This window comes from Nostoc sp. FACHB-133, from assembly GCF_014698055.1.
GTDB lineage: Bacteria > Cyanobacteriota > Cyanobacteriia > Cyanobacteriales > Nostocaceae > Nostoc.
The window spans coordinates 1-19,465 of the sequence record NZ_JACJSH010000065.1 but is presented as its reverse complement, the minus strand read 5'-3'; the positions used below and the strand labels follow the sequence as shown (position 1 = coordinate 19,465).

General features: G+C 41.3%; 14 protein-coding genes and 1 pseudogene. 7 read left to right on the top strand and 8 right to left on the bottom strand.

Features of this window, described 5'->3' with window-relative positions; all coding sequences use genetic code 11:
• Positions 1 to 61 precede the first annotated feature (61 nt).
• A pseudogene (locus tag H6G86_RS31700) lies at positions 62 to 829 on the top strand (Rpn family recombination-promoting nuclease/putative transposase).
• A 64-nt stretch (positions 830 to 893) separates the two neighbouring features.
• Here H6G86_RS31700 and H6G86_RS31695 read toward each other — a convergent pair.
• Positions 894 to 1,970 (bottom strand): PIN/TRAM domain-containing protein, encoded by a 1,077-nt coding sequence (locus H6G86_RS31695; RefSeq protein ID WP_114080131.1) that lies wholly within the window; start codon positions 1,968 to 1,970, stop codon positions 894 to 896.
• Between the two features lie 405 nt (positions 1,971 to 2,375).
• On the opposite strand from H6G86_RS31695, the gene hemW reads away from it, so the two are divergent.
• The 4 genes from hemW (at position 2,376) to H6G86_RS31675 (ending at position 6,294) form a co-directional block, all read left to right on the top strand.
• The gene (gene hemW / locus H6G86_RS31690; protein WP_190937657.1) at positions 2,376 to 3,557 is read left to right on the top strand and encodes a radical SAM family heme chaperone HemW; all 1,182 of its coding nucleotides are present in this window, start codon (positions 2,376 to 2,378) and stop codon (positions 3,555 to 3,557) included.
• Positions 3,558 to 3,602: 45 nt separating this feature from the next.
• Positions 3,603 to 4,490 (top strand): UTP--glucose-1-phosphate uridylyltransferase, encoded by an 888-nt coding sequence (locus tag H6G86_RS31685; protein ID WP_190937656.1) that lies wholly within the window; start codon positions 3,603 to 3,605, stop codon positions 4,488 to 4,490.
• Positions 4,491 to 4,584: 94 nt separating this feature from the next.
• The gene (locus H6G86_RS31680; protein WP_190937655.1) at positions 4,585 to 5,706 is read left to right on the top strand and encodes a THUMP domain-containing class I SAM-dependent RNA methyltransferase; all 1,122 of its coding nucleotides are present in this window, start codon (positions 4,585 to 4,587) and stop codon (positions 5,704 to 5,706) included.
• A 321-nt stretch (positions 5,707 to 6,027) separates the two neighbouring features.
• Complete coding sequence (locus H6G86_RS31675) at positions 6,028 to 6,294, top strand: hypothetical protein (RefSeq protein ID WP_114080135.1); 267 nt, start codon at positions 6,028 to 6,030, stop codon at positions 6,292 to 6,294.
• Between the two features lie 78 nt (positions 6,295 to 6,372).
• On the opposite strand, the gene H6G86_RS31670 is transcribed toward H6G86_RS31675, so the two are convergent.
• The 3 genes from H6G86_RS31670 to H6G86_RS31660 all read right to left on the bottom strand — a co-directional run bounded on the left by H6G86_RS31670 (position 6,373) and on the right by H6G86_RS31660 (position 11,288).
• Positions 6,373 to 7,992 carry an NAD(P)/FAD-dependent oxidoreductase gene (locus H6G86_RS31670; RefSeq protein WP_190937654.1) on the bottom strand — a complete coding sequence of 540 codons (1,620 nt, stop codon included), beginning with the start codon at positions 7,990 to 7,992 and terminating at the stop codon, positions 6,373 to 6,375.
• Positions 7,993 to 8,056: 64 nt separating this feature from the next.
• Positions 8,057 to 9,082: a S66 peptidase family protein gene (locus tag H6G86_RS31665; RefSeq protein ID WP_190937653.1), complete on the bottom strand. Its 1,026-nt coding sequence runs from the start codon at positions 9,080 to 9,082 to the stop codon at positions 8,057 to 8,059.
• A 721-nt stretch (positions 9,083 to 9,803) separates the two neighbouring features.
• Entirely contained in the window at positions 9,804 to 11,288 is a 1,485-nt protein-coding gene (locus H6G86_RS31660; protein ID WP_190937652.1) for a CIA30 family protein, read from the bottom strand.
• Positions 11,289 to 11,334: 46 nt separating this feature from the next.
• On the opposite strand from H6G86_RS31660, the gene H6G86_RS31655 reads away from it, so the two are divergent.
• Positions 11,335 to 11,766: a hypothetical protein gene (locus H6G86_RS31655; protein WP_190937651.1), complete on the top strand. Its 432-nt coding sequence runs from the start codon at positions 11,335 to 11,337 to the stop codon at positions 11,764 to 11,766.
• On the opposite strand, the gene H6G86_RS31650 is transcribed toward H6G86_RS31655, so the two are convergent.
• The 4 genes from H6G86_RS31650 to H6G86_RS31635 all read right to left on the bottom strand — a co-directional run bounded on the left by H6G86_RS31650 (position 11,763) and on the right by H6G86_RS31635 (position 17,782).
• Positions 11,763 to 13,439, bottom strand: coding sequence for an alpha/beta hydrolase (locus tag H6G86_RS31650; RefSeq protein WP_190937650.1), 1,677 nt, complete (start codon positions 13,437 to 13,439; stop codon positions 11,763 to 11,765). The genes H6G86_RS31655 and H6G86_RS31650 overlap by 4 nt on opposite strands.
• Before the next feature lie 303 nt (positions 13,440 to 13,742).
• On the bottom strand, positions 13,743 to 14,303 hold the full coding sequence (locus H6G86_RS31645) for a hypothetical protein (RefSeq protein ID WP_190937649.1): 561 nt from the start codon (positions 14,301 to 14,303) through the stop codon (positions 13,743 to 13,745).
• Between the two features lie 171 nt (positions 14,304 to 14,474).
• Positions 14,475 to 15,824 (bottom strand): cytochrome P450, encoded by a 1,350-nt coding sequence (locus H6G86_RS31640; RefSeq protein WP_190937648.1) that lies wholly within the window; start codon positions 15,822 to 15,824, stop codon positions 14,475 to 14,477.
• A gap of 65 nt (positions 15,825 to 15,889) precedes the next feature.
• The gene (locus H6G86_RS31635; protein ID WP_190937647.1) at positions 15,890 to 17,782 is read right to left on the bottom strand and encodes a lipoxygenase family protein; all 1,893 of its coding nucleotides are present in this window, start codon (positions 17,780 to 17,782) and stop codon (positions 15,890 to 15,892) included.
• A gap of 674 nt (positions 17,783 to 18,456) precedes the next feature.
• Here H6G86_RS31635 and H6G86_RS31630 point away from each other — a divergent pair.
• Positions 18,457 to 19,371 (top strand): aldo/keto reductase, encoded by a 915-nt coding sequence (locus H6G86_RS31630; RefSeq protein WP_313931522.1) that lies wholly within the window; start codon positions 18,457 to 18,459, stop codon positions 19,369 to 19,371.
• The last annotated feature ends 94 nt before the right edge of the window (positions 19,372 to 19,465 follow it).

Below are 19,465 nucleotides of genomic sequence, written 5' to 3'. Positions count from 1 at the left end.
TTGATTAAAAAATAATTGCAGATAAATAGCAAATGAGCGATCTGTTTAGTAAAATTCTCAAATGTTTGACAATATCTGTAAATTTTTAGCTGAAAATTTCTCCAGCGACTTCGCCACTTGGTTATTAGGCAAACCTATTACTTTAACCGAACTAAGTCCAAAAGAATTATCTCTAGAACCCATTCGTGCTGATGCCTTAATTCTGCTACAGTCGGAGCAAAACATCTTGCATTTGGAATTTCAAACCCAAGTGGATGCAGAAATCCCTTTTCGGATGATTGACTATCGATTGCGAGTGTATCGCCGTTTTCCCCACAAATCAATGCATCAAGTCGTAATTTACCTTAAGCAGACAAATTCGGATTTGGTGCAACAAAATACATTTACAATTGCTGGAACACGCCATGAATTTGCAGTTATCAGACTTTGGTAACAACCAACCGAAGTATTTTTGAGAACACCTGGACTTTTACCTTTGGCAGTGTTGAGTAGTACAATTGAGCCAGAAGTTATACTAAATGAAGTAGCGCGTGAAATCAACGGTATTACAGAATCAAGAACTCAAAGTAATATTGCCGCTTCCACGGTTATTTTAGCTGGTTTAGTATTAGATAAAGAGGTTATTAGACGAGTTTTGAGGTCAGACATTATGCGCGAGTCAGTGATTTATCAAGATATTTTACAAGAAGGGAAAGCTGAAGCTTTGCTTGAAGTGGCAAGCAACCTTTTTAATACTGGTATGCCATTAGAACAGATAGCAAGATTGACAGGGTTATCAATTGAGCAGTTACAGTATTTGCAGGTAAGCGAATCCGGTGATTCAAAATAAATAATCGGTGCAGGTTGACTGCACCGATTGCACAATTTATATTTAATTGCACCGAACATTTCCCTCACGCCAATGCTGATGCTTGGGGTTTGGCAAAAATCATTCTTCCTGCGGTGGTTTGCAAAGCACTGGTGACTACTACTCGCAGTTCACCACCCACATAATTGCTGCCTTCTTCAACGACTACCATTGTGCCGTCATCTAGATAGCCAATACCTTGACTGGGTTCTTTGCCTTCCTTGAGAATTTTTAAATCGAGGTTGTCGCCAGGTAAATAACTGGGACGGACGGCATTTACTAAATCATTCACATTCAAAACAGGCACTTTCTGAACGCTGGCGACTTTAGACAAGTTGTAGTCGTTAGTTAGCAGTGTGCCGCTAATTTCTTGGGCAAAACGTACTAACTTGGCATCCACTGTGGGGATATCTTCGTAGTCAACTGCATTAATCAAAATGCGATCGGGATATTCTTCCTTAATGCGGTTGAGAATTTCTAGTCCTCTCCTTCCCCGCACGCGCTTTTGATCTTTGCTAGCATCCGCTACTTGTTGGAGTTCTTGCAAGACAAATTGCGGTACGAGAATTTGTCCTTCCAGAAACCCTGTTTCTAATAGCGCTTCTATGCGACCATCGATAATGCAACTGGTGTCTAAAACTTTGGTATTAGCTGGTTTTAGCGTTCCTTCCACAACCATCGATTCGACGGTGTTGGGATTAATGAACCGTAGCAAACCTCGCCCGTGGGTGTCTGCCAAATTCATACCAGTGACGGAGAGAATAATACTACCAACAACTGCCACAAGCGGCTTAATAAATCCAAAATCCGCGGGGATGGGTAGTAAGAATAGTGGGGCTAACATGAGGTTAGCTAGCAACAAGCCAATTACTAAGCCAATGGCACGAGTTAAGATCACTTCCAGAGGCATTTCTTTGACTTGTGATTCTAGACGGCGATATGTCGTCTGGAAACTCAGCCCGATCGCACCACCAATAATAGCGGCAAAGACGGCAACAACTAAGCGTAAAGCTTCTAGATTCGTTACCTGATCGAGAGTGCCATTGGGTAGTAGTTCAGTGCTGTAGAACCCTATTCCCGAAGCTGCCAGGATAAATGAGAAAATGATAATTGCGTCAAGCATGGTTATGTTGTTTTCCTGCAACTGTGTTCACCGAGAAACTTAAGTATTTTTTATTTCATCGGTAAGATAAACTAATCAATATTGACTTAGACTAAGGGTTTAGGCTGACAATATCTGCAATTATTATAACTAAAGGCTTTTATCTTAATATTTTTCATTGTTTCTTTGTAAAACGACAAAAATTTGTAAATAAACTGCTCATTTTGCAAGAATTCAGAATCCAGAATCCAGAAGTCAGAATTAAGAAGACTTTGATACCCAAACTTAATAATTTTAATAAAATCAAGAAGTTATTGCACGTTTGCTTTTACGATTATTCTGGCTCCTGACTCCTGACTCCTGAATTCTTTCTTCATTTTCATTGTCTCTAATTCGCAGTTGGCTTAACTTAAAAATTTTCGCAAAATGAGTCAAAAATTGAGTATTTCTGAAATTGCGAGTTCTGCTTATGTGCATATTCCCTTTTGCAGACGGCGGTGTTTTTATTGTGATTTCCCGGTGTCTGTTGTGGGCGATCGCTTGCGGGGCGAAACATCTGGTACTATCTCCCAATATGTTGAGGTGCTATGTCAAGAAATTGCCATTACACCAAGCTTTGGTCAACCCCTAAAGACAATTTTCTTCGGTGGTGGTACTCCTTCGCTGCTATCAACAGAACAGTTACAACGGATAGTGGGAGAATTGGAGAAGCATTTTGGTATTGCATCTGGGGCAGAGATTTCTATGGAAATTGACCCAGGTACCTTTGATTTAGCACATATAGTAGGCTATCGCAGTGCAGGTGTGAACCGGGTAAGTTTGGGTGTACAAGCCTTTCAAAAAGAATTATTGCAAAGGGCGGGGCGATCGCACTCAGTTGAAGATATTTTCGCAGCTGTGGAGTTAATCCACCAAGTCGAGATTCCCGAATTTAGCTTAGACTTAATTTCTGGGTTGCCGCATCAGTCTTTGGATCAATGGCAGGATTCTCTAACTAAAGCGGTAGAACTTTTACCCACTCACATTTCCATATACGATCTTACCATCGAACCAGGTACAGCCTTTGGTCGTTACTACAAACCAGGTGATACTCCTTTGCCTACGGATGAAGTCACAGTCAAAATGTACCAGATAGCGCAGCAGGCTTTGACTGGTTCAGGTTATGAGCATTATGAGATTTCCAATTATGCCCAACCTAAGCATCAGTGTCGGCATAATCGAGTTTATTGGGAAAACCGCCCTTACTATGGCTTTGGTATGGGTGCGGCGAGTTATGTTGAGGGGAAACGCTTCACTCGTCCGCGTAAGACTAGGGAGTATTACCAGTGGGTACAAGCTGGGGGTGTAATTGATTGTGATGTTACCCCTCCAAAGGAAGTATTGTTAGAAACGTTAATGTTGGGGTTGCGTTTGGCGGAAGGTTTGAGTTTGGCGGCGTTGGTGGAGGCGTTTGGCGAAGAGAAGGTGGAGGAAGTTTGCAGGTGTTTGCAAAGATATTTTGATAAAGGTTGGGTGGAAGTTACAGGGGGAAGGTTGCGTTTGATTGATCCCCAAGGGTTTTTGTTTTCTAATGTGGTGTTGGCACAGTTGTTTGAGAAGTTGGGGTGACGAACCGCAGAGGCGCAGAGTCCGCAGAGAGAGGAAGCAAGGTTTATGCAGAAAAATCAAGTTAGAAAAGCTGTAATTCCGGTAGCTGGTTTTGGGACTCGGTTGTTTCCAGCGACTAAGGTTGTGAAAAAAGAACTTTTTCCGATTATTGATCGGGATGGGAGGGCAAAACCTGTGATTCTCGCAATTATTGAAGAGGCAATTAGTGCTGGAATTGCAGAAGTCGGGATCGTGGTGCAACCGGATGATCAAGAAATATTTGCAGATTTATTGAAAAATCCACCCAAAAAAGAACTTTTAGATAAACTTTCACCGCAAAATAAAGAATATAGCCAATATCTTGAAGATTTAGGTAGCAAAGTTACCATCCTATTGCAAGAGGAGCAATTAGGTTATGGTCATGCGGTATTTTGTGCTAAAGATTGGGTAAAAGATGAGCCATTTTTGTTAATGTTGGGCGACCACATTTATACATCTGATATTGAAAAATCTTGTGCTAGTCAAGTTTTAGATACTTACGAACAAATTAATCAAAGCGTTGTTGCTTTAACTAAAATGCCAGCAGAAATTATTCATAAAGCTGGTTGTGTTACAGGAGTTTGGCAAGAGTTAAACTCGATTTTGTCAGTTACACAACTCTATGAAAAACCAACCATTGAGTATGCACAACAGCATCTGCGTGTAGAGGGAATGTCAGAAAATGATTTTTTAGGTATATTTGGATTGTATTTACTTACACCGAAAATTTTTGACTTTCTAGCAGAACACATCAAGCAAAATTTTCAAGAACGAGGTGAATTTCAGTTAACATCCTGTCTGGAAAGATTGCGTCAGGAAGAGGGAATGACAGGATATATTGTTAAAGGTAACTGTTTTGATACAGGTTTACCAGATGCTTATCGTCAGACAATGATTGATTTTAGAAATTTCTAGATTAATCTGAGTTTCAAAACAAAAAGATCCCCGACTTCTTCAAGAAGTCGGGGATCTGAGCGTCTCAGTAGCCTTTAATTACGAATTACGAATTATGAATTATTTTGCAACAGTTGCTCGCGGATTAGAAACCCTGGCGGCTCAGGAGTTAGAGCAACTGGGTGCCCATTCTGTGGAGCCAGGATTTTGCGGTGTTGCCTTTGAGGGCGATCGCACTCTGCTTTATCGCGTCAACCTCTGGGCTAGGCTACCGTTCCGAATCTTGGTGGATATCGATGAGTTTCCTTGCCAAAATGCCGATGATCTCTATCGCGGTATCCAGACTATTGATTGGGTAAACTATTTAACGCCAGACATGACGCTGGCGGTGAATGTCACAGGCAAAAACGCTCACCTCAACCACAGCCATTTCACATCTCTACAGGTCAAAAATGCGATCGTCGATCAGCAGCAGGAAAAGCTGGGTGAGCGTTCAAATGTCGAACTTCATGAACCAGATGTGCGGGTTAATGTTCATATTGAGCGCGACTTTTGTACCGTTAAACTCGATAGTTCTGGAAATAGTCTACACCGCCGAGGCTATCGTCCTGCGGTTGGATCAGCGCCTCTCAAGGAATCTCTGGCTGCTGCTCTGATTCAACTTTCGGGTTGGCAGCCAAACCAAATGTTCTACGATCCTCTCTGTGGATCTGGTACTTTACCTCTGGAAGCTAGCTTAAAGGCACTGAACATAGCACCAGGGCTGTTTCGTGAATCCTTTGGATTTGAAAATTGGCTCGATTTTGATCTGTCCCTTTTAGAAAAGCTGCTCCAAGAAGCTAAGGACAGCCAACTGGATACCCTTCCCGCACCTATTTGGGGAAGCGATCGCGATGAAAATATAATCGAGCAAGCCATTAACAATGCCCAAAACTGTGGCGTTGATAATCATGTATGGTTTTCTCAGATGGAGCTTGCTGATGTTGTCGCCCCCGCAGACAGTGGGATTTTATTCTGTAATCCACCTTATGGCGAACGGCTGGGGCGAGATATTGATTTAGGGGCATTTTACAAACTTTTGGGCGATGTGCTGAAACAACGCTTCAAAGGCTGGACTGCGTTTGTGCTGAGTGGCAACAAGGAACTGTCTCAATCCATTGGACTGAAATCATCCAAGCGAATTGCGGTATACAACGGAGCGTTGCCTTGTCAGTTAATGAAATATGAGTTGTATTAAGGGCAATTTGTAGTATGGTTTAGCTCGCTAAAGATTCGATAAATTATCACAAAGACGCGATAAATCGCCGTCTCTACAATAATCGGTCTTTTGTAGAGACGGCGATTCATCGCGTCTTGCCTTAACCAAACCACTATCTCCATAGACTCGTTTGTGATGTTTTTAACACTCTTTAATAAAATTAAATCTAGCCAAAAAAAGCTTGAAACTACCTATGGACATATATTACAGCAGCTAAGATGACATCTTTAAAAAAAAGTAGCAGTATAATCGGTGACTGACAATCTGCAATTTATTTATCGCTAAAAGGCAGGGCCATTTATGTCAGATCAATTCACCTTTACCGTTACCAATGACACCGAACAAGCAATTACAGAGTTGTGGGTATCTGTCGATGATGAAGATTGGGCTTCATTTACCTTGAGTGATTCAGGGATTCCATCGGGTGAAACAGTAACTATTGCTTGGGCTGAATATACGAATGATTCGCCCTGTGAATGGTATATCTCTGCTGTCTTTGAAGATGAATCAGAAAGTGAGTCAGCCCTATTTAACTTCTGTGAAGAACCGGCTTTAACGTTTGGCTAAATTTCCCATTGCGATCGCATCCAATATGATTTCGTTCTCAGTCGAAGGTTGGGAATGCCTAATCTGAGGGCTGCTGCCTCAAGACTTGCGATCGCAATTACTCAAAATACTTAAAGCCACTGCTTCTGCCACTTTAATCCCATCGATACCAGCCGAAAGAATTCCCCCTGCGTATCCCGCTCCCTCACCAGCCGGATAAAGACCGACTGTATTTAAACTCTGATAATCTTCTTTGCGTTTAATCCGAATCGGTGATGATGTGCGGGTTTCCACACCAGTCAAAACGGCATCATCCATTGCAAATCCTTTAATTTGTTTGTCAAAAGCAGGAAGTGCTTCGCGGATGGCGGCGATCGCATAATCTGGTAAACTCTGGCTCAGATCGCATAAATGTACTCCAGGTGTATAAGACGGTTTAACCGTGCCCAATGCTGTAGAGGGGCGATGGTTGAGAAAGTCACCTACCAACTGCCCCGGAGCTTCATAAGTTCCACCGCCCAATTTAAAAGCCTGTTCTTCTAAACGTCGTTGAAAGTCAATTCCCGCCAAGGCATTGCCCGGATAATCTTCGGGTGTGATGCCCACAACGATCGCACTATTAGCATTACGCTCATTGCGAGAATATTGGCTCATCCCATTGGTGACAAGTCGCCCCGGTTCTGATGCAGCTGCAACCACCAAGCCTCCTGGACACATACAAAAACTATAAACGGAACGACCATTTTGACAGTGGTGAACCAGTTTATAATCGGCAGCACCTAAAAGCTTATGACCAGCTTGAGGGCCGAAACGACATTGATCTATGAGAGACTGGGGATGTTCGACCCGAAAGCCGATGGAAAAAGGTTTAGGCTCGATGTAAACCCCGCGATCGTATAGCATTTGGAAGGTATCGCGGGCGCTGTGTCCCACTGCCAGAACTACATAATCGCTGGCGATATATTCTCCACTGGCGAGGGTAACTCCCCGCACCTGTCCATTTTCGATGTTAATATCTTCCACCCGACTTTCAAAGCGAATTTCGCCGCCGAGTGATTCGATTTTGGCACGCATACTTTGGACGATTCCCACCAGTTTGAAGGTGCCGATATGCGGTTTGTTGATATAGAGAATTTCTGGTGAGGCTCCGGCATTGACGAGTTCGGTTAATACTTTACGCCCATAATGTTGAGGATCTTTGACTTGACTGTAGAGTTTGCCATCGGAAAATGTACCCGCACCACCTTCGCCAAATTGAGCATTGGATTCTGGGTTGAAGTCTGATTTTTTCTTCCAAAAGCCAAAGGTATCAGCAGTGCGATCGCGGACTTTTTTCCCACGTTCTAAAATGATTGGACGGAACCCCATTTGCGCCAGCATCAAACCCGCAAATAATCCACAAGGCCCAGTACCAATGACGATGGGGCGAATCGCTAAATTGCTTGGTGCTTGTGCCACTGGGCGATAACTCATGTCTGGCGTGATCATTACATGAGGATCTTTTTTCAGGCGCTTGAGTAGATGGGTTTCCTGAGTCGTTTCTACATCCAGAATATAAACAAGAGCGATCTCTCCTTTCTTACGGGCATCGTAGCTACGCTTGAAGATGGAATAGCTGATCAAATCTTCGTCCGTGATTTGCAGCTTTTTGAGGATGGCAGTCTTGATCTCATCTTCAGGATGATCAAGCGGGAGCTTTACTTCAGTTAGTCGTAACATAGCGAGGAGAAATTCATACTATCTATCAAAATTTTAATCAAAGTCAGTGTGGTAAAGCTGATGCTTAAACCAGACTGACAGCCGACTCTAACATTCGTATTATGCCAAGTTCAGCATCTATTTCCACTTCCACACCAATTGGCAAGGTAAATTTATCCTTAATATGACCAATCATTGAACCGTACCAAGCAGGAATCCCTAAAGGAAGTATGTGTTGTTGTAATACTTGCATTAATGTAAATGATGGTTCATCTCCAAGACTACATTTAGTACATTGCCCAAAGATAAAGCCAGCAATTTGATTAAGTATCCCAGCAGTTTTTAATTGCGTCAGCATTCTATCTATCCGGTAAACATCCTCGCCAATTTCTTCCACAAATAGGATGCTTTTGTTCCAAGAAGGTAGATAAGGTGAACCTACCATCGCTGATAGCACTGATAAGTTTCCACCGATGAGTTTACCCGTTGCCTTTCCTGGTGCTATTGTCTCCACCTGCACTTCGCTAGGGTTGAGATTTTGCATAGTCACTGCTTCACTATTAAAAAGGATGCGTTTGAAGTAATCGACTGTAAATTGATTCCAGGTAGATGTGGCAACTGGCCCATGAAAAGTAATCATTTTACTACGGGCATTAATTGCCAACAACAGCGTTGTAATATCGCTGTAACCGATGATAATTTTCGGATGTGAGCGGATTAGTGAGTAGTTTAGTAGAGGTAAAATGCGATTGCAACCCCAACCACCACGCATGGGGATAATTGCTTTAATGGTGCGATCGCTAAACATCAAGTTTACATCCTGGGCGCGATCGATATCTTTACCCGCTAAATAGCCGTAACGGTCTAAAATATGCTTCCCCAACTTGACTTTTAACCCTAATTGGCAAAGTGATTGCTGTGCTGCTTCGATATCTTTAGCGTCAACAATACCCGCAGGGGCGATTAATCCTACAGTATCACCCACTTGTAGGCGTGACGGCTTGCGGATGATGTTTGGAGATGGCTTACCTTCAGCAGTAAATGCTGGTATCTGGGTGGCTAAGGTAGCTAGTCCACAGGTTGTAATAAATTCCCGACGTTTGATATTCATAACTATTTAGTTGGGGACTAGAGACTGTTTTCGTAATACCCAGTACCCAGTTTTATAAAGAGTAGTCATAGCACAATACAGTTCAGTTAGTGCCAAAAATCTTAAACTGCGTAGCGACTGTCTTAAAAGTCAAGCGATCGCTAACAAAAAATAGCGACTGGGAAGATTGACGCAACAGGGGAACTCTGCGCTAGATTCAGCGGTGCCTGGTACGGGCAAAAAGACTTGTGGCTCTTGGTTAAGATGCAATACTTTTTGGTTCAACCCAATAATCTCTCTTTTGGTCTGGGGAAAGGTTAAAGGGCAATGGGGAAAGGGAAATTCAAACCCTTTCCCCTTTCCCCCAAAACCCGAAAAGTATTGGGTTAAGATGGTCGCATCGCCGCTGGACCTTCCACAGTTGCTGGATTTCTCTTGTAGGCAAAAAGAGAACTTTCAGTGTTTAAAGTTTTGACCCCGGCGACTGTTCGAGTTCTGTAATGGAGATTTTTATAGTGACCCACGCTACAAAGCGGTCTATAATGACCCAGGTTGGGACAGTCTACTACTCTTTCTAAAATACAAGGTTGGGTTTCGTTCCTCAAATGCCACTTGCTACCCTATGAGAACGCTAAGAGCGTAGCTTGCTTCCCCGTAGGGGTACAAGTAGGGAAACCGCAACCCAAACCTACTATTTCTCTTAACCCAAGGGTATTGGAATATAAGTCTGTAATCAATTCACTTATTTATCCTTGACTAAGTTAGAAAATAGCCTCTGCCAATCAATAGAGTTAACAGTATTGTCTGTCTGTTTTACCTCAAAGGTGACATTACAAGCTGGTGCTATTTTTAGCGCTTGCACGCAAAGTTCTGCCACATCTTCACGGCTGATTTTGCCCTTAATATTATCGCCTTGCTCGAATATTAATTCCTTACCCCCTGGTTCCTCAGTTAAAGCACAAGGTCTAATAATCGTATAAGGAATTCCGCTTTCTCTTAAACTATCTTCTCCCTTCAACTTCCAAGTTAGAATTCCTCCTAATTGATCATTTAATTTCACTGCTGGCGGTTCTTCATCTAAATTAATGCCAGGGCGACCGGGACGAGTTACGCCTGCTGAACTGACTAGGATAAATTGTGGTAAAGTTGTACCGCCGTAAGCCTTAATTGATTCCAATTGCAGAGTAAAACCACCAGGGGAAAATTTGGGATTCAAAGCCCCATCATATTCAAATTTGCTCAACATCAATTGGAATGAACAAATTCTAGTCTGCTCAATAGGCGGCGCATCTTTGACAACTTTTGCCCGAAAGACGGGAATCAAATCTGCAAAGGGAATGTGAACATCTATCCAAGTATTAGCTACTGTGTCAAAAGAATAGCTGTAGCCAATGCCATCCCATTTTGTATCTGTTCGTAGGAAGATTTTATAACGTTGTCCATCACCTTTGACGTGCAATTTCACACCTTCATAACCGGATAAGTTGAAGGGGGGATCAAAATTCTTAGTTCTAACAGATGCAAATCCGCCAGAGTTAGCGGTGGAGACATTACCAGCAAACAAAGCTGTATTTTCTACTAATTGAATATTACTGGCACTCACGCCACCCATGACAACATCATCCAACGCCCCCCAGTTATCTTTTAATTCTGCTGATGGCTTGGTGAAATCAAATATCGGTTTTTCGTTTGCTTGGGGTAAATATTTTGCAGCCGCTTGGACTAAGTTTTTGACACCTTGATATTCTACATTTTCTGGGGTGTCGCCAACAATTTCTGGCTGGTAAAATTTCACACCTTGATAATATTTGGCTCTATCGGCTGTGTCTCCCTCAACTGGTTGCACGCGCACTGCTGTGCAGCAAACTACAGCTTCGATATCAGCCATAACTAAAGGAGTTAAAGTTTCTGATTTTGTGATATCTGCAACTACTAAGTCTATATCATTACCTAGAATCGACCGTGCTTTGTCAATGTCTCGAACTAGGGCGCGGACTTTATAACCCCGTTGGAGCGATCGCTGCACCACTCGTTTACCTACACCACCTGTTGCACCTGCTACTAGTATTACACCCACGTTTCTTCCTCCATTGGGTCTATCTTGATTATCCTTTGGACGACCTTGGATTAACTGCTGTACCCAGTTAAGGAAAGGAATTACCTCAAAGTAAGTCAGGGTTTCGATAAACCTGCCTAAGTCCCATTGAGAACGATTTTTGTCAGTCATATTTGCGTCCTCATAACTTTCTTCAGTCTAGCCCAATGAGCTAGTTATGTTGTCTCTAAGCCAGTCCCACACTTTTAATAGTTTTGTCCAAACCGCAAGTACTAAGCAGATTCTGCCCATCTGGGCTGATGGCAAAAGAATTAATATTGGTTTTATGCGTCATCGACTGGGACTGAGAGCCATATTGATCGATCTAATGGTTGAGGTTGAGATTAAAGGCGACGAGGCGATGATTCAGATTTTGGCGGAATTCTCCAAGCGCAATGCATCTTACGTTAAGGGAATTCCCAAACTGACCATCTCACTTGATGAATCTCCTCAGTGGATTTTGGGACAGTATCTCACTCAACTCGGACTGTCCACTGAGTCGTGGCGATCGCTGGAGGATGATCGGAGGGTTCGGTACTATCGATTGAATACTGAGGATGTCACGTTTGTCCAGCCTGTATTACCAATGATTTCGGAATCTCTTGTCTAACGTTGAGTTTTTTGTTGATAAATTTGCGGCGCAAGAATCACTTGAATTTGCTTTTCTTGGCATCTTTGAGAAAAAATGCTAATTTGCTCGAACTCATCTCCTTCAATTGACAAAGATTCTAAAAATCCTTGAAATCCTAAAAAAGCTAATTCGTAAATTGCTTTCTGACTAAAACCACCTCCAAAATAGCCTGTGTGGGTATCAATACCTTGAGGATCTCTATTGTTAATAGACTTCCGAATAAATGCCAAGGTTAGGAGAATATAATTCCCAAAATTTATCGCTGGCTTTTGGATGGCAGAACTAACAATTCCGATCCGATCCATCCGATCATCTTTATAATCGGTACAGTCAAAATATGTAAATAAATCTGCGGGTTGTACCCACTCTTCTGACATTTTAGTTATCTCTTCAAGTTTTCTATGTTCGTTACTAGAAGAACGAATTTCTAAATATTTATAAGGGTTGTCAAGTCTGTAACCTTTGCCATAGTCTTGCTTGTGCAAATTAACAACTCCATATCTGGGTGTGTGACCCACTAAATCATTTTTATTGTTGAAATGCTTAACTGTTATATTACCAAGCCTGTATCCACTAATACGAGTTCGCGCTGGGAAACTAAAATAATTTGCAGCAGTAGAGGTAAATCGTAACGCTAAGTCTCCCTCATTACAAAATATATAAGCTTCTTCGCAGCGACGTAAAGAAGAACGAAGGAAATTAGCACGCCCTGGCAAGATACTTTCTACAGGTATATCAGGTGCAACTAGTACAAGTCTGCCTAATCGAAATACATTGCCAATATCCGAATCCGGTTTTTTATTAATAGATTTTACATCAAAAACATCAGAGAGAATACGAATTACATCTGTAACTACAAAACATCCCATACTATGACTAATAAAAGATAATTTAATCCGTTTATTTCGGGGCAGTTTTACCGTATAATCAAGCTGTCTAATCAATTCAACTAAATCTGTAACCCCGTAATTAGTCGCTCTATAAGTATCACGAAAATAAGTAGATAACCTAAGAATAATTAATGTAAAAATAATTGCAGATATAATGCCAGATAAAATTAATATTGCTGTGAAAAAGTGGACAGCGCTATTACTCAAAATATTTAAGAATAATAAAGCTATAGCAGACCATATACTAATTGTTAGTCCCAGAGCTAAATTGATAGCTAGTAAAGTTGGTAGAGAAGAAAGTGCGTTGATTAGCTTTTGCCCGAAAGAACCAGACTCATCCGTTTTTATGGGATTTTCCGATGGCCATCTATATCCGATAAAAATATACTTATTTGGTTGCTGAATAGCCGTATTAATGTATTCATAAATCTTTTTGCAGCCTGTCTCTGTATCCGATGGTGTAGAACTATATCCATGAATATTTATAATAATTTCTGGTTCGGGGCTTGATTCTAAAGTTTTAGCAATTTTCTCAATCATGTCTTGGGTTGAAGGTTCAACTTGTCCATCATTGATATTAAAAAGCTTTTTATTAGCAACTGATGATAAATATCTATTAGAATTCTGTTCTTCTGTCTCAACGTTCAGTTTGGCAGTACTGACTACTAAATAGCCAGGGATTTTTTCCTGATTAGTTTTTTTAAATTCGTAAATTTTATACGGTTGATTGTCTGGCAGATTGTGATTATCACAAGAGTTCATCAGGTCTATTTCCTTTTACAATTTAGGCTCAGTATATCGTAATCGCTTTTTGTTGGTGTTGGAGCAGCCTGCTTAGATAATGAATTCACTAAATATTTATATGAATTATCTATAAGCAAATCCTGCCTTCTTGTTTAATCTCTTGAAGTAAGCCTTTAACTAATTGGGATTGCTGAATCAAAATAACGAATTAGAGGCTTATACTTTTTATTACATGAGTAGTCATTTGTAGTCTTGACTGCTTTTCTAAGAGAGTATTGACTAGGAAACGGGTAAACTTGCTACCCAAAAGGACAAGCCATGTCAATTTGAGTGGTGTGCAATCACTAAACACTCATTTTTCACCCTAGAAAGCATATCGTTAAAAGCAGGAGTATAACAACCATCTTGATCAACAACCTTACGCAGAGTATACTCACCAGCCCTAGAAAGTCCGCCGAACCAAACGTTTTTTCGGTGCCAAATATCTCCATTAAGAGAATTTTTATATTGGGACATTGTACAACTTACAATCAATGTTGAAATTGGTATTCCCAGCAAAACAGGGATGACTTGAGCTTGTTGCAACGTTTCATCTTCAAATTGAATTTTATAAGTTACTTTAAACCATTGAATTAAACGTAGTAATATCCAACCCGCAATCGAGTTATGAAAAGTCCACTGTAACGGGGCAAAGGTCGCTAAAACCAAAGTTATATCCTCCATATTCCATTTCGAATTATACATAGTAATGCAAGTATCTGGAAGGGGATTACCATCCATAAAGAACACACCCTTAAGGATAGATGGTAAGTTTGTTTCTTTAATTGGAATCATCCAGGTTGCAATATTATCGAGTTGCTTTTTTTCAATTAATTCAGCCATATTGATTTTTAATTCGTAATTTGTAATTATGCTCGTGCTGCTAAGAGAAAGTAAGCTAAATGTAAAGTGTTGCAGACAAGACTTGCTAACGGAATTCGTAATTAATATACATCCAAAAAACACTTTACAAACATCCTCTAATTCAAAACTTATAACTCCTAACTTCATTACTCACAGTCGTTGAGTCAAACCTTGTAGCACTAAATTATTAGGAGTAACGGCAGTCACTTTTTCAAAATCCCATTTGACTTCTGTAATTGAGTCCCATTGATAGTTGTGGAACAGATGTAAACAAAAAATCTTGATAAAGCCAATTGATAAGGATTTACCAGGACAGGCTCGCTCATGCCCTTCACCGTTCCAAGATAAAATATCTGAAAAATTCCGTGTTAGGTCAAAATCGTCTGGATTTTGGTATCTGTTGGCATCCCGATTAGCTGTAAGAATAGAGCCAAGCAAACGAGTACCTTTTTGGAATGGACATTTTTGTTCTCCAATCTCAACTTCACCCCCTTCAGTGGTGAGTTGGCTAACAAACCGCACAGGTGGATAGAGACGAGCCGTTTCTAAAATTACTTGATTGAGAACTGTTAACTGTTCTAGAGCGTCTGAGTCTAAAGTTTTCTTACCATTCCAGGCTGCATTCACTTCTGACACTACATCATTTCTGAGGGCATTATCCAAGCAGAGAACACCAATAACTGATCCTAAAAGCGCACTCGTGCCGGCAGTACCAGCGATATGAATCATATCGAAAAGGGTATTAGCGATTTGGTGTTCGTTCAACTGATACTGAGCGCCTGTTTGAAAGTAAGATGCCCATAAAGCTGATTCTTTATATCGCTTGGTCAAATATTGACGATGCCGAATTTTTGGTGCTGTTAATATTGCTAGCAGATACTTGTTAACAAAATTAGGCAAGGATGCGAGAGCCAATCCTTTAATGTAACTATCGGATGCTGTGATTTCTTTCTCAGATAAAGATATCTGAAAAACCAGTTGATGCAAAACTGATAGCATGATCTTTGGCAAATCGTTACCGATGTGTAATTTGCCTTGTTTAGCAGCTTCTAACAAGCTTTGCTCAACTAGATTCCCTAAGAAGTCTATCTTTTGGGACGGTTCTGGTAAGGCTTGTAAGATTACAGTACGTAGTCCTGTGTGTTCGTTACCGTTCGTTCCCAAGCTCAGAGGATTATCAAGCAGGTAGCTAGGAGCTAATATTCTGATGATGCCTAAATCATTTCCCCGCAGTTGTGGTTGAGTTTGCATTAGTTCCCTCACCTGAGAGTGAGAGGAATGCATAATTGCTTGGTCTACTGCAAAATATTTGTCTCCAATATTATCCTTACGGATGTAGAGAAAGTCCCGCCACGCTTTGAGTATGATTGAGGCATCTGTATAATAGAAAATCAAACGCAGAAACTTGCCGATCGCAGTGTCATAACCTACTTTGGCTAGTATAGGTGCAAGCCATAGCTGGCGATCGTGACCTTTGAGAACTTTATCTTTAAGTGTCATAGTATTTATTTTGAGTTATTTGTCATTTGTCATTTGTCATTGGTCATTAGTTATTTGTCCTTAGTTCAGATATTGATGCTCTGAGGAATTTTAGAAGGAAGTAGATACTCATAGGGTGGACGGTGCAAATTACGTTGCTTGATGGTATTTTCTATCTGCTGAAGATTACTTTGGAATGCGTGCAACAATGGTTTTACTTTTTGGTCTGTAAAGTATCCTTGCTCATACTCGCCCAGCTTGTTGTAGTATACAGACCCTAATAAACTGAGTAGGTTGTATTGCCGTTGCGCCTGATCTAAGGGAGGGAGCAAATTAAGGTAGTCTTGTTCAGTAACTTCTCTTTTGAGAGTTGAGGCCGGTAAATAACCTGCCAATGGTATGGCTGCGGCGTAGCCCATCAAATCTTTTTGCGGAAAGTTAACGGCTGCATGTTGGGCGCTAGCAGTGAAAATAATCAGTGTAGTGGCATCAATTAGATAATTGAGCGTTTTGATGCCTCCATCTTCGCCAAAATCGGGGATGCGACCACCATCGTAAGCTGGGATTTCGGCTGCCCACGCTTGCAATGCTCTGTCTTTTTGAATGTCTTCATCGGTGGGGTAGTAAAGGTTTAGGTAGTCCCAAACCCATTTATGAATGGCATTCCACACTAATAATGCATCATCCCGGTAAGGATAAATAGGCAAGAGATTGGGATCGTCTACACCGCGCTGTTGGAATTGATTAGGTAAGATGGCGCTGTTAAAACTATAGCTTTGCAACCCTAGCACTGCTAAAACGCGAGAGTTATCGATTGATGCTGAGAGTAATCTATCGACACCACCGCTTGGAGCAATGAGAGTACGTTGGGCGGCATCGTTAATTGCTAAAGTGCCATCAAAATGCGGGCGCAGAAGGATTCTGAGGGGATGTGTGAGTGGCAATTGTCGAGCAGTTGCGATCGCAAAAACACCAACAAACAAGTGAGTTCTTGCTAGGTGAGTAACAGCTTCGTGGATATTGGCATCTGCTATTTGGACAACTGTTTTGGCAAAAAGCCAAGCGTATTTACCGGAGTTAGGGGTAACAATTGGATAATCTGTACCTGGGGTTTGACCGCATTGAATGGCTATCGGACGCAATAGACGGGTGGGGTCTGAACCTTTGGGTAAGGCAAATAGTGCTAGGGGAGCATAGAGATATTTTTGCTCGTGTGGGAATGTACCGTTGATCGCACCATCTAAAATTTTATAGTCAGCTAAGTAGAGCCTGCCTTCAAGCCCTGCTGCTGCTAATGAATCGTCAGTTCCCATCACCGCTTGGTAATGTTCGTTTGTGACTGGGAAGCGATCGCTTAGAGTAGTTACTCGCTCAATCATGACGGGATTGTAGCCAGCCACTCTCATGTACGCAAATACTTCATCTTCCTGGTAAGTTTTAGCGATGGCTGGTAGACTAATCACCGGAAACAAATTTTCGTAGTCCTTGAGACTGGTTGCATGTCCTGTAGGCTGTCCTTCATATAGAAGGTTAATTATCCTATTTAGAGCATCTCTAAGGATCACAAGTCCGTTTTCTTTCAGAATAGAATGAAAAAGATCGTCGAGTTCTCTAAAATCCTTAGATATCCCTTTGAGCAAAAGCTGAGGGATAATTTGCAGGATTCTTGCCAGGATGCTGATTCGGGCTGGTAATGCTCCCTTGAGCAAGGCTTCTAAAATAAATCTTTCGACATCATCACGAATCGATTTAGAATCTTGATTGCCTCTGTTGACAATCAAGGTATTGATAAAAAGAACTCGTAACTGCTGGGCTAATAAAAAATACCAGTTAGTGGTGAACTCTTCCGTAATAGAAAGCTGATCCACCATCGCAATAGATGGAATATGGTTGTAGTTATATTGATACTCTTGCCTAGCTATATCTAAAGTATGAGTACTTGATGAACTGATTGAATGATCTGGTGATAAAGCAGTCATTGGCTCTACTCATGTGTAGTACTGGGAAATTTAACACTTGAGGATAAACAGGTTTGAGTTACTAACTTTCGGTCAAAGGAACAGGGAACAGGCAACAGTGAAGATTTTTGGTTAGATGCGGATCTTGTTCCCTCGACTTTTCATCGGGTCAGAAGCCCCATCCCAATAGCACGATTGTGTTGGACGGGTTAACTAGTCCCCTTCCAACTCCTGCCTTATTCCCTATTGCCTTTACCTAAACTTATTATCGCAATCAAGTTTGAAATTTTGATTTTTCTAAAGAAATTTTCTGGAATTTCTCAACTCCTGAGCCACACGCTAAATGTTTCGAAATTTTGCAAGGAATATTGAGCGCTACAAATGATACTTGCCAAGTTTTAGAAACAATTCCCTAATAACACTTTCGGAGTAAAGTACTGTGTTGGAATTGACATTTTAACTACTGAAACAACATCAGAAAGACGACTATTAGATTCTTCTTCTGCTTCCTATGTCTCCAATTTTTCCTTTACTTACACAGCGATGGGATATTCTTTTCTCTTACCCTCCCTTTATCAAAAATCTATCTCTACCTGACTGCTTTTCTCCTTCAACAGTTAGAAGCAGCGAATTTTGCTCCCATGCAAAGCTAGCTATCAGGGCAAGTTCTCATACTGTGGCAAAAGGATTAATTTGTGGATATCAACAGACGAGATTTACTGAAGCTAGTTTCTGCTTCTGGTTTAGGTGGAGCTGGGGTATTTGCTTTACAAGGTTTCACTAAACAGGTTTTAGCGCAAAATCAGCCTACCTCACTCCAGATAAAAAAAGGTGAAATGCTCTACAGGCAACTAGGACGCACTGGAGAACAAGTATCTGTAATTGGTCTAGGTGGTCATCATATTGGTAGACCAAAAGATGAGCAAGAGGGTATTAATCTGATCCGTACTGCCCTCGATCGCGGGATTAATTTTATGGATAATAGCTGGGATTACCATAACGGAGGTAGCGAAATTCGCATGGGTAAAGCTCTGCAAAATGGTTATCGTCAAAAAGCTTTTCTGATGACTAAAATTGATGGTCGCACAAAGGCAGCTGCTACTAAACAAATTGATGAATCTTTAAAACGTTTGCAAACAGACCGCATTGATTTATTGCAGCATCATGAAGTCATTCGTATGGAAGACCCAGACCGGATTTTTGCCCCTGGTGGTGCGATGGAAGCAGTTGTAGAAGCCCAAAAAGCTGGCAAGATTCGCTACATAGGCTTTACTGGACACAAAGACCCTTTAGTACACCTGAGAATGTTGGAAGTTGCCAATCAAAACAACTTCCGTTTTGATGCAGTGCAGATGCCGTTAAATGTTATGGATGCCCATTTCCGCAGTTTTGAAAGGCAAGTTTTACCCAAACTGGTTCAGGACGGAATTGCTGTACTGGGGATGAAATCAATGGGCGACCAAAACATTCTCAAAAGTAATGTGGTCAAACCTATCGAATGTCTGCATTACGCGATGAATCTGCCAACTTCAACGGTCATTACAGGCATTGAAAGTATGCCAATCTTAAACCAGGCTTTCGAGGCAGTACGTACTTTTACACCTAAGTAGGACAGGGTGAAAAAACCAAATTGTGTAAAGATAAGTAAATACACATAATGTATCTACCACGGTAACAGGTATATGGGCAGCCGTTTAAGGGTAT

Excerpts from the sequence above, each read along its gene's own strand:
- H6G86_RS31695 (WP_114080131.1), bottom strand. The coding sequence starts at position 1,970 with ATGCTTGACGCAATTATCATTTTCTCATTTATCCTGGCAGCTTCGGGA.
- hemW (WP_190937657.1), top strand. The coding sequence starts at position 2,376 with ATGAGTCAAAAATTGAGTATTTCTGAAATTGCGAGTTCTGCTTATGTG.
- H6G86_RS31685 (WP_190937656.1), top strand. The coding sequence starts at position 3,603 with ATGCAGAAAAATCAAGTTAGAAAAGCTGTAATTCCGGTAGCTGGTTTT.
- H6G86_RS31680 (WP_190937655.1), top strand. The coding sequence starts at position 4,585 with ATGAATTATTTTGCAACAGTTGCTCGCGGATTAGAAACCCTGGCGGCT.
- H6G86_RS31675 (WP_114080135.1), top strand. The coding sequence starts at position 6,028 with ATGTCAGATCAATTCACCTTTACCGTTACCAATGACACCGAACAAGCA.
- H6G86_RS31670 (WP_190937654.1), bottom strand. The coding sequence starts at position 7,992 with ATGTTACGACTAACTGAAGTAAAGCTCCCGCTTGATCATCCTGAAGAT.
- H6G86_RS31665 (WP_190937653.1), bottom strand. The coding sequence starts at position 9,082 with ATGAATATCAAACGTCGGGAATTTATTACAACCTGTGGACTAGCTACC.
- H6G86_RS31660 (WP_190937652.1), bottom strand. The coding sequence starts at position 11,288 with ATGACTGACAAAAATCGTTCTCAATGGGACTTAGGCAGGTTTATCGAA.
- H6G86_RS31655 (WP_190937651.1), top strand. The coding sequence starts at position 11,335 with ATGTTGTCTCTAAGCCAGTCCCACACTTTTAATAGTTTTGTCCAAACC.
- H6G86_RS31650 (WP_190937650.1), bottom strand. The coding sequence starts at position 13,439 with ATGAACTCTTGTGATAATCACAATCTGCCAGACAATCAACCGTATAAA.
- H6G86_RS31645 (WP_190937649.1), bottom strand. The coding sequence starts at position 14,303 with ATGGCTGAATTAATTGAAAAAAAGCAACTCGATAATATTGCAACCTGG.
- H6G86_RS31640 (WP_190937648.1), bottom strand. The coding sequence starts at position 15,824 with ATGACACTTAAAGATAAAGTTCTCAAAGGTCACGATCGCCAGCTATGG.
- H6G86_RS31635 (WP_190937647.1), bottom strand. The coding sequence starts at position 17,782 with ATGACTGCTTTATCACCAGATCATTCAATCAGTTCATCAAGTACTCAT.